Below are 13,521 nucleotides of genomic sequence, written 5' to 3'. Positions count from 1 at the left end.
GAGCTATGGCCATTACGCCCGAGCACGTCGATGTGCTGATTGTCGGGGCCGGGTTGTCCGGTGTCGACGCCGCTTACCATGTGCAGCACGCGTTTCCGTGGCGGAGTTACGCCATTCTGGAGATGCGGGAGGCCAGCGGCGGGACCTGGGATCTGTTCCGATACCCGGGGATTCGCTCCGATTCGGACATGTTCACGCTCGGGTATCGGTTCAAGCCGTGGCTGGGGGACAAGGCCATTGCCGATGGCGAGTCGATTCTCGCGTATGTGCGGAACACCGCCGCGGAGAACGGGATCGACAAGCACATCCGCTATCGGCACAAGGTGGTGCGGGCGGAGTGGTCGTCGGAGGACGCCCGGTGGACGGTGACCGTCGATCACGACGGCGAGACCGTGGTCATGACCGCGAACTTCCTGTTCAGCTGCTCGGGCTACTACCGCTACGACGAGGGATACACCCCGGAATTCGGGGGCACGGAACGTTTTTCGGGTCCGATCATCCATCCCCAGCACTGGCCCGGGCAGGTCGATGTCGCGGGCAAGCGGGTGGTGATCATCGGCTCCGGAGCGACCGCCGTCACCCTCGGTCCGGCCCTGGTCGAGCAGGGCGCGCACGTCACCATGCTGCAACGCTCGCCCTCGTACATCATCTCCATGCCCGCCGAGGACGCCCTGGCCAACCGCGCCCGCAGGTTCCTGCCCGAGCGCGCCGCCTACGCGCTGGCCCGCGGCAAGAACGTCGCCCTGAGCACGCTGATGTATCAACTCTCGCAACGCTATCCGAAGCGCATGCGGGCCTGGATCCGCGGCTGGCAGGAGCGCTGGCTGCCCAAGGGCTACGACCTCGACACGCATTTCAATCCCAGCTACAAGCCGTGGGATCAGCGACTGTGCCTGTCGCCCAACGGTGATTTCTTCCGCGCCATCCGCAAGGGCAATCTGGATCTGGTCACCGACCGCATCGACACCTTCACCGAGACCGGCCTGCGCCTGGAGTCCGGCCGCGAGCTCGAGGCCGACATCATCATCACCGCCACGGGTTTGAACCTCATCCCCTTCGGCGGCATCGAACTCGTCGTGGACGGCCGCAAGATCAACCTCCCGGACACCATGGCCTACAAGGCCATGATGCTCTCCGAGGTCCCGAACTTCGCCTACATCATCGGCTACACCAACGCCTCCTGGACGCTCAAGGCGGACCTGGTGTGCGAGTACGTGATTCGGCTGCTGCGCCACATGGACGCCCACGGCTACGTCAGCGCCACCCCGGTCCGCGACCCCTCCGTCGGCACCGCGCCCTTCCTCAATTTCGAGCCCGGTTACGTGCTGCGATCCCTGGACATCCTCCCGAAGCAGGGCGATCGAGCCCCCTGGAAGCTGCACATGAACTACCTGCGCGACCTGCCAAAACTGCGCTACGGCAAGGTCGCCGACCCCGCCATGCGCTTCGAACGCGCCCGGTCCTCGGAGGAGTCGGTCAAGACGGCGTGATCCGGGCGTTCAGCTCTCCAAGAATTCGAGGGTCGGCTCCTGATCCGAGGAGAGTAGGAAGTGGCCCAGGAACACGACATCCTCGTCGAGTGCGTCGAATTGGGCGATGCGTTCGGCCTCCGGCTCGAAGAAGACGTCACCGGGGCGCAGGATGACCTGGGGCTCGCCGTCGATGCGGAAGGCGACCGAGCCGGAGATGATGCTGCCGACGACCGGGCCGTTATGGGTGTGTAGTCCGGCGGGGGTGCCCGCGGGCATGTGGATGCGGCGGGTTTGGATGCGGTCGGTCAGCTTGGCCGGGGTTACCGGGACGTCCATGATGATTGTGCGGGTGACGGCCGAGAAGGATTGGGGCGGCGTGGTTTCCGACATGGCGTGAGCTTAGCCCGGCTAAACATCGTCGGGTTCGTCTGCGTCGAACAGGCCTGGAATGTCGAGGGCGTATTCGATGTCCTCGCGGATGCCGAGCATGGCCAGTACGCCGCGGACCATGGTCAAGCGGGCGGCGTCGATGGTGTCGGTATCCGGTTCGCCGTGGGGTGCGGCCGCGGAGATTCGGTAGACGACGAACTCGCAGATTTGGAGTGCCGTGTCGAGATCCAGATCGCGGGGGGCCGGGCGGCCCAGGTCGCAGATCTTGGTGCGCACCAGGATTCGGATATCGGCGATGGCCTCCTCCCGATAGGCCGAGACCGGCGAGCCCGGGTCGTGCAACTCGGCGAAGAGCGGGGCCAGCATGGGGCCGTGGCCACCCGCCCAGTGCAGGTAGGCCTCGATGAGATTGATGCCCAACTCGACCGGCTGTTCGGTCTTGTCCAGCGCCGCGCGAATACCGCCGACCAGATCCTCATTGGAAATCCTGAGCACCGCGTGCAGCGGCTCGGTGGCATTGGCGAAGTAGCGATAGAACGTCGGCCGCGCCAGCCCGGCCTTCTCGATGATCCGCGCCACGTTCAACCCGCGCGAACCCTGTTCGGCGAAGACCTCGGCGGTGGCCAGCACGATGCGGGCGCGCACCTGGTCGGCCTGCTTCTCGGTCTGCGGCGGGCGGCCGCGCCGAGGGGCCGTGGGGGTTGACATGGTGGGCGTCACATCCATTAATCTAACACCAGTGTTCATGTAACACCGATGTTCATTAAATAGCGGGTTCGACCCGGACACGACTCCTCGAGAGGGCGAGCAATGACGACTGCCCCGCAGCTCGCAGCGGCCGAAGCACTGCCTTTTGACCTGGTCGGGCGGCTGCTCGGCCACGCCGTCGCGGGTGGCGCGCCCTCGGTGGAGGTGTTCGCGCCCGCCACCGGGGTCAAGATCGTGGATCTGCCGCAGTCCTCGGTGGCCGATGTGGAGGCCGCCTTCGCCACCGCGCGCAAAGCGCAGGCCGCATGGGCGAAGGTGCCGGTCGGGGAGCGGGCGGCGCTGCTGCGGCGCATCCACGATCTGGTGCTCTCCGAACAGGACACGATTCTCGACATCGTGCAGACAGAGACCGGCAAGTCCCGCGTGCACGCCTTCGACGAGGTCTCCGATGTCGCGGTGAACACCCGCTTCTACGCCGCCGAGGGCAAATCGATTCTGGCGCACCGCAAACCGCGCGGCGTCATGCCGCTGCTCACCCAGGTCGAGGTGCGCAACCGGCCCAAGGGCGTGGTCGCGGTCATCTCGCCGTGGAACTACCCGCTGGCCCTGGGCGCGTCCGACGCGCTGCCCGCGCTGCTGGCGGGCAATGCCGTGATCGGCCGCCCGGACAATCAGACCGCGCTCACCCTGCTGTGGGCCATCGATATCGCCGAGCGCGCGGGCCTGCCGAAGGGACTGTGGCAGGCCGTGCTCGGCCGCGGCGCGGTGGTCGGCACCGAGGTCATCGCCCGCGCCGACTACGTCGACTACACCGGCTCCAGCGCGACCGGGCGCACCATCGCCCAGCAGGCGGGCGAGCGGCTCATCGGCTACTCGCTCGAACTCGGCGGCAAGAACCCGCTGTTGGTGCTCGAGGACGCCGACGTCTCCGCCGCCGCCAAGATCGCGGTGCGCGCCTGCTTCGCCTCGGCCGGGCAGCTGTGCGAATCGATCGAGCGAATCTACGTGCACGACACCGTGTATGACCGGTTCGTCAGCGAATTCGTCGGCCACACCAAGGAATTGAAGCTCGGCAAGGCCCTCGATTTCAGCTACGAGATCGGCTCGCTGACCTTCCCGCGCCAAATCGACACCGTCACCAAGCATGTCGACGACGCGGTCGCCAAGGGCGCGAAGGTGCTCGCGGGCGGTAGGGCGCGCCCGGACCTCGGCCCGTACTTCTACGAGCCCACCATCCTCGAGGGCGTGCGCGAGGGCATGACCGTCTATCGCGAAGAAACCTTCGGACCCGTCGTCTCGATCTACCGCGTGCACAGCGACGACGAGGCCGTCGCCCGGGCCAATGACACCGCCTACGGCCTCAATGCCAGCGTCTGGAGCCGCGATATCGAGCGGGCCCGCGAGGTCGCCGCACGCGTGCGCGCCGGATCGGTGAACGTCAACGAGGGCTTCATCGCGGCCTGGGGTTCGGTGGCCGCGCCCTCGGGTGGGCTCGGCATTTCCGGTACCGGTCGTCGCCACGGACCCGAGGGCCTGCTGAAATACATCGACACCCAGACCATCGCGGTGCAGCGGGGCCTGCCCATCGCACCGCTGCCGGGCATGTCGGAACAGTTGTGGGCCAAGACCATGACGCTCTACCTGAACGTCATGAAGACACTGCGGCAGAAGTGAATTCCGCCGATCACTCGACAGGGGTATGCAGGGGTATGAAGACGGTAGCGGGTAAGAAGGTCCTGGTCACGGGTGCCGCCATGGGCCTGGGCAAATCCTTCGCGCAGCGGGCGGTCGCCGAGAGCGCGTCCGATGTGGTGCTGTGGGACATCAACGAGACCGCGCTGAAGGAGACCGCGGCCGAGCTGGCGGCCCAGGGTACGAGCAAGATTCACCACTACGTGGTGGACGTCTCCGACCGCGACGCCATCGCCGAGACGGGCGCGACCGTGCGCGCGGAGGTCGGGGATATCGACATCCTGGTCAACAACGCGGGCATCGTGCGCGGCAACGGCTACTTCTGGGAGACGCAGAACAAGGCCGATATCGACAAGACCATGGCCATCAACTCCCTTGCGCCGATGTACATCACGCTCGAATTCCTGCCCGCCATGGTGGCCAACAAGGGCAATGAGGCGCGGGTGCTCAATATCGCGTCCTCGGCCGGACTGGTCGCCAATCCGCGCATGAGCGTCTACGCCGCCTCCAAGTGGGCCGCCCTCGGCTGGTCCGATTCGGTGCGCCTGGAGTTGGAGCAGTCCGGCAACACCCACGTGACCTTCACGACCGTCTGCCCGACCTACATCAACACCGGAATGTTCGACGGCGCCAAGGGCTTCTGGTTCACCCCGATCCTGGAACAGGAGGAGGTGGTCGACACCTCCTGGAACGAGATGAAGAAGGGGTCGGCCCTCGTCGTCCTGCCCTGGACCTCGCGCCTCAACCGCGCCATCTCCGGTCTGCTGCCGTTGAAGGTCCGCGACTTCTACCTCAACACGGTCGGCGTCTATCACTCCATGGACGAATTCACCGGTCGTAAATAGCGATCCGGCGCGACGCCCACGGGCGCGGCTTCAACTCGTGAAGGGGATGGCCGCGGCGACGCTCGACTCCGCGGTCTTGAAGGGGTGCTGCCACAGGCCTTCTCGGTGCAGGATCGGCAGCACGCCCTCGCCGAACCAGTAGGCCTCTTCCAGGTGCGGGTGACCCGAGAGGACGAATTCGTCGATGCCGAGGGCGTGGTACTCCTCGATGCGGGCAGCGACCTCCGTATGGCTGCCGACCAGCGCGGTGCCCGCGCCGCCGCGCACGAGGCCGACACCGGCCCAGAGATTGGGTGAGACCTCGAGGGCGGCGGTGCTGCCGTTGTGGAGGGCCAGCATGCGTCGCTGGCCCTCGGATCCGCTGCGGGACAGGCCCGCCTGCACGGCGGCGATGGTGGCGGGATCGAGAGCCGACAGCAGGCGCTCGGCCTCGGCCCACGCCTGGGCGGCGGTGTCGCGGGTGATGACGTGCAGGCGGATACCGAAACGCGGCGGGGTACGGCCCGCGACGGCGGCCTCCTCGCGAATCCAAGCGATCTTGGCCGCCACCGCGTCGGGCGGTTCACCCCAGGTGAGGTAGACGTCGACGTGGCGGGCGGCGACCCGGCCCGCGGCGGTGGAGGAGCCGCCGAAGTAGATGTCGGGCACCGGGTGCGGGATGCGGTCGAGGGCGGCATCGATGACGTGAATGTGCTTGCCCGCCAGCGTCACCCGCTCACCGGACCACAGTCTGCGCACGACGGTGAGGAATTCGTCGGTGCGTTCGTAGCGCTGGCGCTTGTCGAGATGGTCGCCGTAGGCCTGCTGTTCGTGATCCTCGCCGCCGGTGACGACATTGAGCAGCAGCCGTCCTCCGGTGTGGCGTTGGTAGGTGGCGGCCATCTGGGCGGCGAGGGTCGGTGAGACCAGTCCGGGCCGGAAGGCGACGAGGAATTTCAGTCGCTCGGATTCGCGGGCGAGGATGGCGGTGGTCAGCCACGCGTCCTCACACCACGCGCCGGTGGGCGTCAATGCCGCCTCGAAGCCCAATTGCTCGGCGCTGCGCGCGATTTGGGTGAGGTAGCCGATATCGGCGGGCCGGTCGCCACCCGCGGCGGTGATGGCGGTGCCGTGACCGCCGCCGACCAGATACCGGCTGTCGCCGTAGGTGGGGAGAAACCAGTGGAATCGCACCATGATTCGCATGCCCTCCCGAATCAGGCCGCGGTGGCGGGTACCCGGCGCGCGGATACCGCAGCGGAGAACGCGTCGACCACCGGGTACAGCGCCTCGGCGGCCCGGGGGTCGAGGGTGACGTCGGACCGGTCCGGATTGGGTTCGATGTGCTGATCGAGCACGAACCAGCCGGGCACGATGTGATCGGCCCCGAGCGAGGACAACACCGGCCGCAGCGCGTAATCGATCGCCAGCACGTGCGCGGGACTGCCCCCGGTGACCACGGGCAGCACCACCTTTCCGGCCAGCGCGAACTGCGGCAGCAGATCCAGCAGCGTCTTGAGGACACCGCTGTAGGCCGCCTTGTAGACCGGCGACGCGACGACCACGCCGTCGGCCTCCGCGATTCCGGCGACCACGGCGGCGACCGCCGGATCGGTGGCGTCGGCGGACAGCAGCGCGTCGGCGGGCAGGTCGCGCACCCGCACGGCGGTCACCAGATGACCGTGGCCGCGCAGGCGCTGGGCGAGATGTTCGGACAGTGCCGCGGTTCGCGAGGTCGCCGACGGGCTGCCGGACAGGATCAACAGAGTGGGCATGAATGGCTCCGATCAGAGGACACCGTGCCGCGGCGGCGGCGTTCCGGTGAGGAGGTAGCGGCCGATGTGCTGGAGCTTCCAGCGCACCGGATCGTGCAGGGTATGGGTGCGGGCATTGCGCCAATGCCGGTGCAGATTCAGCGAATCCAGTGCCGACCGGGTGCCCGAGACCTCGAACAGGGCATTGGTCACCTCGAGCGCGGCCCGGTCGGCGGCCGCCTTGGCGGTGGCCACGGCGATGGAGGCGGCGGCCGCGCTGTCATCGTCCAGATCGGCCTGGGCGCGATCGATGGCCTGGCCCGCGACACCCAGCAGCGCCTCGGCCGCGCGGACGGTGACCTCCAGTTCGCCGAACCGCTGCACGGTGAGTGGATCCTCGTGCGCGCGCTCGACACCGGCCTCGAACCACGGGCGGCTGCGGGTGCGCACGAATTCGACCGCCTCGGTGAGCGCGCCGCGGGCGATCCCGGCATCGATCGCGGTGTGCAGGACCTGTGCACGGGCCCCGTACAGCTGCGGTCCGGTGAACGTGAGATGGTGCGGCACCACGTGGGTCGCCGGTACACGCACGCCCTCGAGCCGCACCGTCCCGCTGGCGGTCGTGCGCTGACCCATGCCGTCCCAGTCGTCGACGACGGTGAGCCCGTCGCTGTCGGCCGGGACATAGGCGACCACGATCTGATCCGCGTCGTTCTTGGCCAGCACCGGAATCCAGTGCGCGAACAGGGCACCGGTCGAATAGTGCTTGACCCCGTCGAGCACGAAGCCGCCATCCGGATGGGCGCGCAGCCGCGTGCGGTAGTCCTGAACGTGCTTGGTGCCCGCCTCGGACTGCGCATTGCCGAACCGCTTGCCCGCCAACACTTCCGCGAACAGCAGGCGCTGGAGTTCCGCACTCCCGTTCTGCCGCAGCGCGTTCACATACACGAAGTGACTGTGCGGAATCTGCGCGATATTGGGGTCGGCCGCGGCCAACAGCCGGAAAACCTCCACCGCAACGGAAGTCGACACCTCCGCGCCACCGTGGGCGCGCGGCACCGTGATGGCGAGCAGCCCGCTGGCCGACAGCTCGTCGAGCTCGGCACGCGGCAACTGCCGTCGCGCGTCGCGCTCGGCCGCACCCGCGGCGAAGCGATCGGCGAGCCGCGCCGCGACCGCCAACGCCTCGGCGGCGTCGGCGATCACGTGCGCGGTCACCGACGGCACCGCGATCTGCGTCATGGTCCACCCCCATCGATTCCGGTCGTGCTCACGGTGATTCCCTTTCCTGGCGCTCAGGCGCTGGCGAGGCTGGCGTTGAAGGCGGAACGTTCGAAGCGCCCGGCGGGTTCGAAGCGGGCGAGCACCTCGGCCGCGTCCTCGCCGGTGACCTCGGTGATGAAATCCCCTGCCGCCGCGAGTGAATCGACGCCCAGGAACGGCTGCGGCCGGTGCAACAGTCCGACGAGCGCGGACGCGAAGCGCGGCTGCACCGCGGCCGCGGCGAAGAGCTGACCGCCGATGTCGGCGAATTCGGGATCGCCGAGGAACAGGCGGGTGACCCGGTTGGCCGCGTCGCCGCGCGCGGCGAGGAAGGCCCGGTACTGCTCGCTGATCCATCGTTCGTCGAACGGCCCGTCGTGGACGGCGGCGGCCGCGACGAGGCGCTGCGCCTGGATCAGTCCGCTCTGCGCGCCCTGACCCGCGATGGGATCGTAGGCGGCCGAGGTGTCGCCGAGCGAGGCCACCACGTGGCCGCCCGCCGTATGCCCGACGCCGGACCGAACGACCGGGCGGACAGCGCCTTTCAACCACGAATGCGGGTCCTCGGTGATCACCCGGGCGGATTCCACCTCGGGCAGGTCCCAGTCGATGTAGTCGCGGTACAGCCCGCGCACGATCCCCAGCGCGGACTCGGCGGAATCGGCGGCGGCGAAACGCTTCTCCCACTCGCTGCCGGGTCGCGCCCAACCCAGGAACGCCCAACTCGGGCCCGCGTCCTTGTGCAGGTACGGCCCCCACCAGCCCTCGCCCTGGTCGGCGAAGATGGAGAAGCCGCTGTGCGCACCGCCCGCGCGGCTGCGATGGGCGAACACCGACTCGTCGTGACCAAGCCCGGTCACGGTGACCGTGAGCAGCGAACGCTGCGGCGTGGCATAGGGGGAGCGGGCGGGGTCGACCTCGAACAGCTCGGACAGTCCGCCGCGACCGGTGGCCACGAGCGTGAGATCCGCTGCGGCGGCGAGGGAATCGAGCCGCTCGGGCGTCACCTGCTCGACGACGAACCGGCCACCGCGCCCCTGGAAGGAGGTGAGCCGCTCGTCCGCCTTGAGCCGGGTATCGACCGCGACGCCCGCATAGCCCTCGAAATGCCCGTCGAAGGCGATCAATTCCTCGCGCTCGGGTCCGGCGATGCGGACGCTGAGTCCGGTGTGCCGGGGTGCCCGCGCGGTGTAGGTGTCGAGTCCGAGCGCCGCCTCGGCCTGCTGGGTCTCGCCGAATTCGAGCGCGGTGCCGGTGGCCGGGACGTCATCGCGCAGCGCGCGCTGGTCGCGGTCGCTGTAGAGGGTGACCTCGAATCCGGCGTCGAGTAGGCCCAGCGCCGCGGTGACGCCGGTCTGCCCGGCCCCGATCACAACGGCCGAACGGGTGGAGTTGGTGGAGGTCATGCGTGGATCTCCCTTCCGGTCAAGGAGTTCGAAGGTGTATCCGGCAAGACGGTCGAACGCGCGCCGCCGAGGCGATAGCTCGCGCCGCGATGGTCGAGCGGTAGGCGGTCCCCGGCCTCGAACAAGGCGTTGCGCAGGGTGCCGGGAACATAGTCGGTGGCGTACGCGCCGCGGTCGGTCAGCACCGGAACGACGTGGCGCACAATGTCTTCGAAGCTGCCGGGCGTGATGGCGTAGGCCAGGTTGAAGCCGTCCAGGTCGGTGTCGGCCACCCACTCCTGGAGCTGATCGGCGACGGTGTGGCCCGAGCCGACGAAGACCGGGCCCATGCCGCCGATGCCTGCCCACCGGCCGATATCGCGGACCGTCCACTCCCGGCCGTCGTCGTCGAATTCCTGGAACGCGGCCACCGCGGATTGAATGGCGTTGCTCTGCACCTGCCCGATCGGGTCGTCGAGGTCATAGGTGGACAGGTCGATGCCCATCCAGCCGGACATGAACACCAGCCCGCCCTCCACACTCGCGTAGGACAGGTACTCCTCGTGTTTGGCGCGCGCGGCTTCGTCGGTGGCGTCGGTGATGATGGTGGCCAGCGCATAGATGCGGGCGGCAGAGCGGTCGCGGCCCGCGGCCTGGAGCGCGTCCCGGATCCGGGAAACCGTCTGCGCCAGTACCCGTTTGGAGGGTCCCGCGACGAAGATGGCCTCAGCGTTCTCGGCGGCGAAGCGCACACCGCGCGGCGAGGCACCGGCCTGATAGATCACCGGTGTCCGCTGGGGCGACGGCTCGGACAGATGGATGCCCGGCACGGTGTAGTGCTCGCCGTAATGCCCGATGTGATGCACCTTGGCCGGATCCACGTAGACGCCGCGCGCCGCGTCGCGGACCACCGCGTCGTCCTCCCATGAGCCCTCCCACAGCTTGTAGAGCACCTCGAGGTATTCGTCGGCCCGGTTGTAGCGTTCGTCGTGATCGAGCTGATCGTCCGCGCCGAAATTGCGTGCGGCCGAGGGCAGATAGCCGGTCACCACATTCCAGCCCAGCCGCCCGTTGGTGAGATGGTCGAGGGTGGACAGCCGCCGGGCGAACGGATACGGATGCTCGAATCCGGTGCCGGTGGTGATGCCGAACCCGAGATGCTCGGTCACCGCCGCCATGGCCGAGACCAGCAGCAGCGGATCGGCCACCGGAATCTGCGCACCCTGCCGCAGCGCGGCGCTGTCGTCGCCGCCGTACACGTCGTAGGTGCCCAGCACGTCGGCGATGAAGATGCCGTCGAATCGCCCGCGCTCCAACAGTTTCGCCAGCTCGGTCCAGTAGCCGAGCTCCTTGTAGCGGTGCGATTGGTCCTCGGGGTGGCGCCACAGGCCGGGGGATTGGTGGGCCACGCAGTTCATGTCGAAGGCGTTGAACCGAATCCGGCGGGTCATGACCGCGCCTCCGGATCCTGCGGAGCCCCTGGAGTCTGCGTGGCGGGGCGCTCGCCCGCGCTCCACGCGAACGGCAGGTCGGTGCCATTGAGCAGATGGTCGCCGATGGCGCGCGCCTTCTGGATGGCCGGATTGTGCACCGCGACGGTGCGGGCATTGCGCCAGTGCCGATCCAGCCGCAGCCGCTCCGACACCGCGGACGCGCCACCGACCTCGAACAGCAGTGTGGTCGCGGGCAGGACCAGGTCGATGACCGCGAGTTGGGCGCGCGCGGCCGCGAGTTCGGCTGCCACTACGAGCGTTTCGTCCCGGGCACCCGCGGCCAGCACCTCGTCCAGCACGTCGGCGACCGCGAGCACGCTGGCCTCGGCGGCGAACGCGGCGGCCGAGAGCCGTCCGATCACCTGCTGCACCAGGGGATCTCGGCGGGGCAGGTCCGCGGCGGAGTGGGTGTAGCCGCGGGTGCGGGCCGAAACCCAGTCGCGGGCATCGCGTTCGGCGCGGCGGGCGATCCCGGCGAGCACCGACAACTGCACCAGCTGGAGATAGGCCGTGGCGTAGGTGGGGCCGGGCGCACCGTATCCCGGACCGAGAATGCGGTCCTCGGTCACCACGACATCGGTGAATTCGGTGGTGCCGCTGGCGGTGAGCCGCTGCCCGAAACCGTCCCAGTCATCGTGCTGGCGCACACCTTCGGCCGTCGCGTCCACCAGCACCCCGACGCGCTCCCCGTCCCGATCGGCCGCGGCCAGAATGTAATCCGCGTACAGCGACCCGGTGCTGTAGTACTTCGTCCCATTGAGCCGCCACCGCTCGCCGTCGCGCGTCAGGCGGGTCCGGTAGCGGTCGACCGCGCCGACGCCGGGCTCGGTGATGGCATTGCCCACCAGTGTTCCCGCCACCACCGCGCGCAACCAGTGCTCGCGCTCGGGGCCGGGGTCGGCCAGCAGCTGATCCTCGACGAAGGAGAAGTGCACCCGCAAGGCCTGCGGCAGATTCGATTCCGCGGCGGCCAAGGCGATGAGCTGCCGGAACAGCTGCCGCACCGTCACCCCGTAGCCGCCGAACTCCACCGGTACGCGCAGCGCGCCGAACTTCGCCTCGCGCAGCAGGCCGACCTCCTCGAACGGCAGCCGCCGATCAATCTCGCGGTCCACCGCACCCTCGGCGATACGGTCGAAGATCGGCCCGAAAATCGCGTCCAGTTCGGCGTCGGTGATGGTCGTCGGACGCACCACGGTCATCGTGCGGCTCCGATCGGCTCCGGAGTGCCCGCGCCGGTGGCCAGTTCGGCCTCCAGCTCGCGCACGATCGGCAGCACGTGCTTACCGAAGTACTCGACTTCCTCGTGGTAATGCAGGAATCCGAGCAGCAGCAGGTTCACCCCGCGCTTCTTGTACTCGATGATGCGCCGCGCGATCTGCTCGGGCGTGCCGATGAGCTTCGAACGGAACCCGTCGTTGTACTGCACGAGATCCTCGAAGCTGGAGTCGGCCCACATGCCGCGCTTGTCGCCGGTGGCGTTGCCCGCCTGCTGCACCGCGCCGCGGAATCCCTCCACGGCCTCCGGATCGGCCTTGGCGATGATCTCGCGCAGCGTGTCGCGCGCCTCGGCCTCGGTATCGCGGGCGATGAGGAATCCATTGAGCCCGAAGCGCACCGTGCGAGCGTGCTCGGCGGCCGCGGCCCGCACCTCGGTGATCTGTTCGGTAATGCCGTCGAAGTCCTTGCCATTGCTGAAATACCAGTCCGACACCCGCCCGGCCATGGCACGCGCCGCCGTGGAATTGCCGCCCTGGAAGATCTCCGGGTGCGGGCGGTCCGGCGCAGCGAGGGGTTTCGGCTTCAGATCGAAACCCCGCAGCCGGTAGAAGTCACCCGCGAACTGCGCCTCGTCCTCGGTCCAGCTCTTGCGCAGCACGCGAATGAACTCCTCCGAACGGCGGTAGCGCTCATCGTGTTCGAGCCACGGCTCCCCGAGCGCGGTGAACTCGCCCTTGAACCAGCCGCTCACCACGTTCACCGCCGCGCGTCCGCCGGACAGGTGATCGACGGTGGCCAGCAGTTTGGCCAGCACCGCCGGTTGCCACAGCCCGGGGTGGACGGCCGCGATGACCTTGAGCCGTTCGGTGGCCAGCAGCAGGGCGAGACTGAAACTGGTCGACTCGTGCTGATAGGCCGCGCCATAACTGGCCATGTACCGCACCTGGGTCAGCGCGTAGTCGAAGCCATTGTTCTCGGCCAGCACGGCCAGTTTCCGGTTGTAGTCGTAGCTCCAGTCGGTGCGCTGTTCGATGGTGCTGACGACGAGTCCGCCGCTCACATTCGGCACCCAATACGCGAATTTCAAAGGTTCTGCGAGATGGTCGTTTTCATGATCCGTAGACACAGGTGCTCCATCGGGTCGGAAGAAAAGGGGGTGGGTTCCCGCGCGGCGAAATGGGCGCGCGGTCGGAGAATCCTCAGCGGGAACAACCCGGTCCGGCGATGCGCATCAAGTCCAGATGCCGCCGCCGGGTGAGCGAAACGGCTGTCATGGTGGCGAGTCTATGATCGCCGAAATAGGTTGTCCACCAGGCAGG

12 protein-coding genes are annotated in these 13,521 nt (G+C 68.3%); 3 read left to right on the top strand and 9 right to left on the bottom strand.

The window, feature by feature from the left end; translation table 11 throughout:
* Window positions 1–5: 5 nt before the first annotated feature.
* Window positions 6–1,490: a flavin-containing monooxygenase gene (locus VMT40_RS27985; protein WP_326361845.1), complete on the top strand. Its 1,485-nt coding sequence runs from the start codon at window positions 6–8 to the stop codon at window positions 1,488–1,490.
* A gap of 9 nt (window positions 1,491–1,499) precedes the next feature.
* Here VMT40_RS27985 and VMT40_RS27980 read toward each other — a convergent pair whose 3' ends face one another.
* Entirely contained in the window at window positions 1,500–1,862 is a 363-nt protein-coding gene (locus VMT40_RS27980; RefSeq protein ID WP_326361844.1) for a cupin domain-containing protein, read from the bottom strand.
* 18 nt (window positions 1,863–1,880) lie between these two features.
* Entirely contained in the window at window positions 1,881–2,570 is a 690-nt protein-coding gene (locus VMT40_RS27975) for a TetR/AcrR family transcriptional regulator (RefSeq protein WP_326361843.1), read from the bottom strand.
* Window positions 2,571–2,672: 102 nt separating this feature from the next.
* Between VMT40_RS27975 and VMT40_RS27970 the strand changes: the two genes are divergently transcribed.
* Window positions 2,673–4,244 (top strand): succinic semialdehyde dehydrogenase, encoded by a 1,572-nt coding sequence (locus VMT40_RS27970; protein ID WP_326361841.1) that lies wholly within the window; start codon window positions 2,673–2,675, stop codon window positions 4,242–4,244.
* A 35-nt stretch (window positions 4,245–4,279) separates the two neighbouring features.
* On the top strand, window positions 4,280–5,107 hold the full coding sequence (locus tag VMT40_RS27965; protein ID WP_326361840.1) for an SDR family oxidoreductase: 828 nt from the start codon (window positions 4,280–4,282) through the stop codon (window positions 5,105–5,107).
* Between the two features lie 30 nt (window positions 5,108–5,137).
* Here the strand turns inward: VMT40_RS27965 and VMT40_RS27960 are convergent, their stop codons facing one another.
* From VMT40_RS27960 to sfnG, 7 genes are read right to left on the bottom strand one after another with little or no spacing between them, the layout of a single operon-like run.
* Complete coding sequence (locus VMT40_RS27960; RefSeq protein WP_326362765.1) at window positions 5,138–6,286, bottom strand: LLM class flavin-dependent oxidoreductase; 1,149 nt, start codon at window positions 6,284–6,286, stop codon at window positions 5,138–5,140.
* 17 nt (window positions 6,287–6,303) lie between these two features.
* On the bottom strand, window positions 6,304–6,861 hold the full coding sequence (ssuE, locus tag VMT40_RS27955) for an NADPH-dependent FMN reductase (protein ID WP_326361838.1): 558 nt from the start codon (window positions 6,859–6,861) through the stop codon (window positions 6,304–6,306).
* Window positions 6,862–6,873: 12 nt separating this feature from the next.
* Window positions 6,874–8,082, bottom strand: coding sequence for an SfnB family sulfur acquisition oxidoreductase (locus VMT40_RS27950; protein WP_326361837.1), 1,209 nt, complete (start codon window positions 8,080–8,082; stop codon window positions 6,874–6,876).
* 53 nt (window positions 8,083–8,135) lie between these two features.
* Complete coding sequence (locus VMT40_RS27945) at window positions 8,136–9,509, bottom strand: styrene monooxygenase/indole monooxygenase family protein (RefSeq protein WP_326361835.1); 1,374 nt, start codon at window positions 9,507–9,509, stop codon at window positions 8,136–8,138.
* Window positions 9,506–10,939: an LLM class flavin-dependent oxidoreductase gene (locus tag VMT40_RS27940; protein ID WP_326361834.1), complete on the bottom strand. Its 1,434-nt coding sequence runs from the start codon at window positions 10,937–10,939 to the stop codon at window positions 9,506–9,508. The genes VMT40_RS27945 and VMT40_RS27940 overlap by 4 nt, the downstream gene beginning before the upstream one ends.
* Complete coding sequence (locus tag VMT40_RS27935) at window positions 10,936–12,183, bottom strand: acyl-CoA dehydrogenase family protein (RefSeq protein WP_326361833.1); 1,248 nt, start codon at window positions 12,181–12,183, stop codon at window positions 10,936–10,938. The genes VMT40_RS27940 and VMT40_RS27935 overlap by 4 nt, the downstream gene beginning before the upstream one ends.
* Window positions 12,180–13,328, bottom strand: a complete 1,149-nt coding sequence (gene sfnG / locus VMT40_RS27930) for a dimethylsulfone monooxygenase SfnG (RefSeq protein WP_326361831.1) — start codon at window positions 13,326–13,328, stop codon at window positions 12,180–12,182. Before sfnG ends, VMT40_RS27935 begins: the two co-directional genes overlap by 4 nt.
* Window positions 13,329–13,521: the final 193 nt, after the last annotated feature.

Origin of the sequence: Nocardia sp. CDC160, assembly GCF_035818795.1 — a bacterium.
Taxonomy (GTDB): domain Bacteria; phylum Actinomycetota; class Actinomycetes; order Mycobacteriales; family Mycobacteriaceae; genus Nocardia.
This window is presented reverse-complemented; position numbering and strand designations above follow the sequence as displayed.

Coding starts and splice junctions, on each gene's coding strand:
- VMT40_RS27985 (WP_326361845.1), top strand. CDS start 6: ATGGCCATTACGCCCGAGCACGTCGATGTGCTGATTGTCGGGGCCGGG.
- VMT40_RS27980 (WP_326361844.1), bottom strand. CDS start 1,862: ATGTCGGAAACCACGCCGCCCCAATCCTTCTCGGCCGTCACCCGCACA.
- VMT40_RS27975 (WP_326361843.1), bottom strand. CDS start 2,570: ATGTCAACCCCCACGGCCCCTCGGCGCGGCCGCCCGCCGCAGACCGAG.
- VMT40_RS27970 (WP_326361841.1), top strand. CDS start 2,673: ATGACGACTGCCCCGCAGCTCGCAGCGGCCGAAGCACTGCCTTTTGAC.
- VMT40_RS27965 (WP_326361840.1), top strand. CDS start 4,280: ATGAAGACGGTAGCGGGTAAGAAGGTCCTGGTCACGGGTGCCGCCATG.
- ssuE (WP_326361838.1), bottom strand. CDS start 6,861: ATGCCCACTCTGTTGATCCTGTCCGGCAGCCCGTCGGCGACCTCGCGA.
- VMT40_RS27950 (WP_326361837.1), bottom strand. CDS start 8,082: ATGACGCAGATCGCGGTGCCGTCGGTGACCGCGCACGTGATCGCCGAC.
- VMT40_RS27945 (WP_326361835.1), bottom strand. CDS start 9,509: ATGACCTCCACCAACTCCACCCGTTCGGCCGTTGTGATCGGGGCCGGG.
- VMT40_RS27940 (WP_326361834.1), bottom strand. CDS start 10,939: ATGACCCGCCGGATTCGGTTCAACGCCTTCGACATGAACTGCGTGGCC.
- VMT40_RS27935 (WP_326361833.1), bottom strand. CDS start 12,183: ATGACCGTGGTGCGTCCGACGACCATCACCGACGCCGAACTGGACGCG.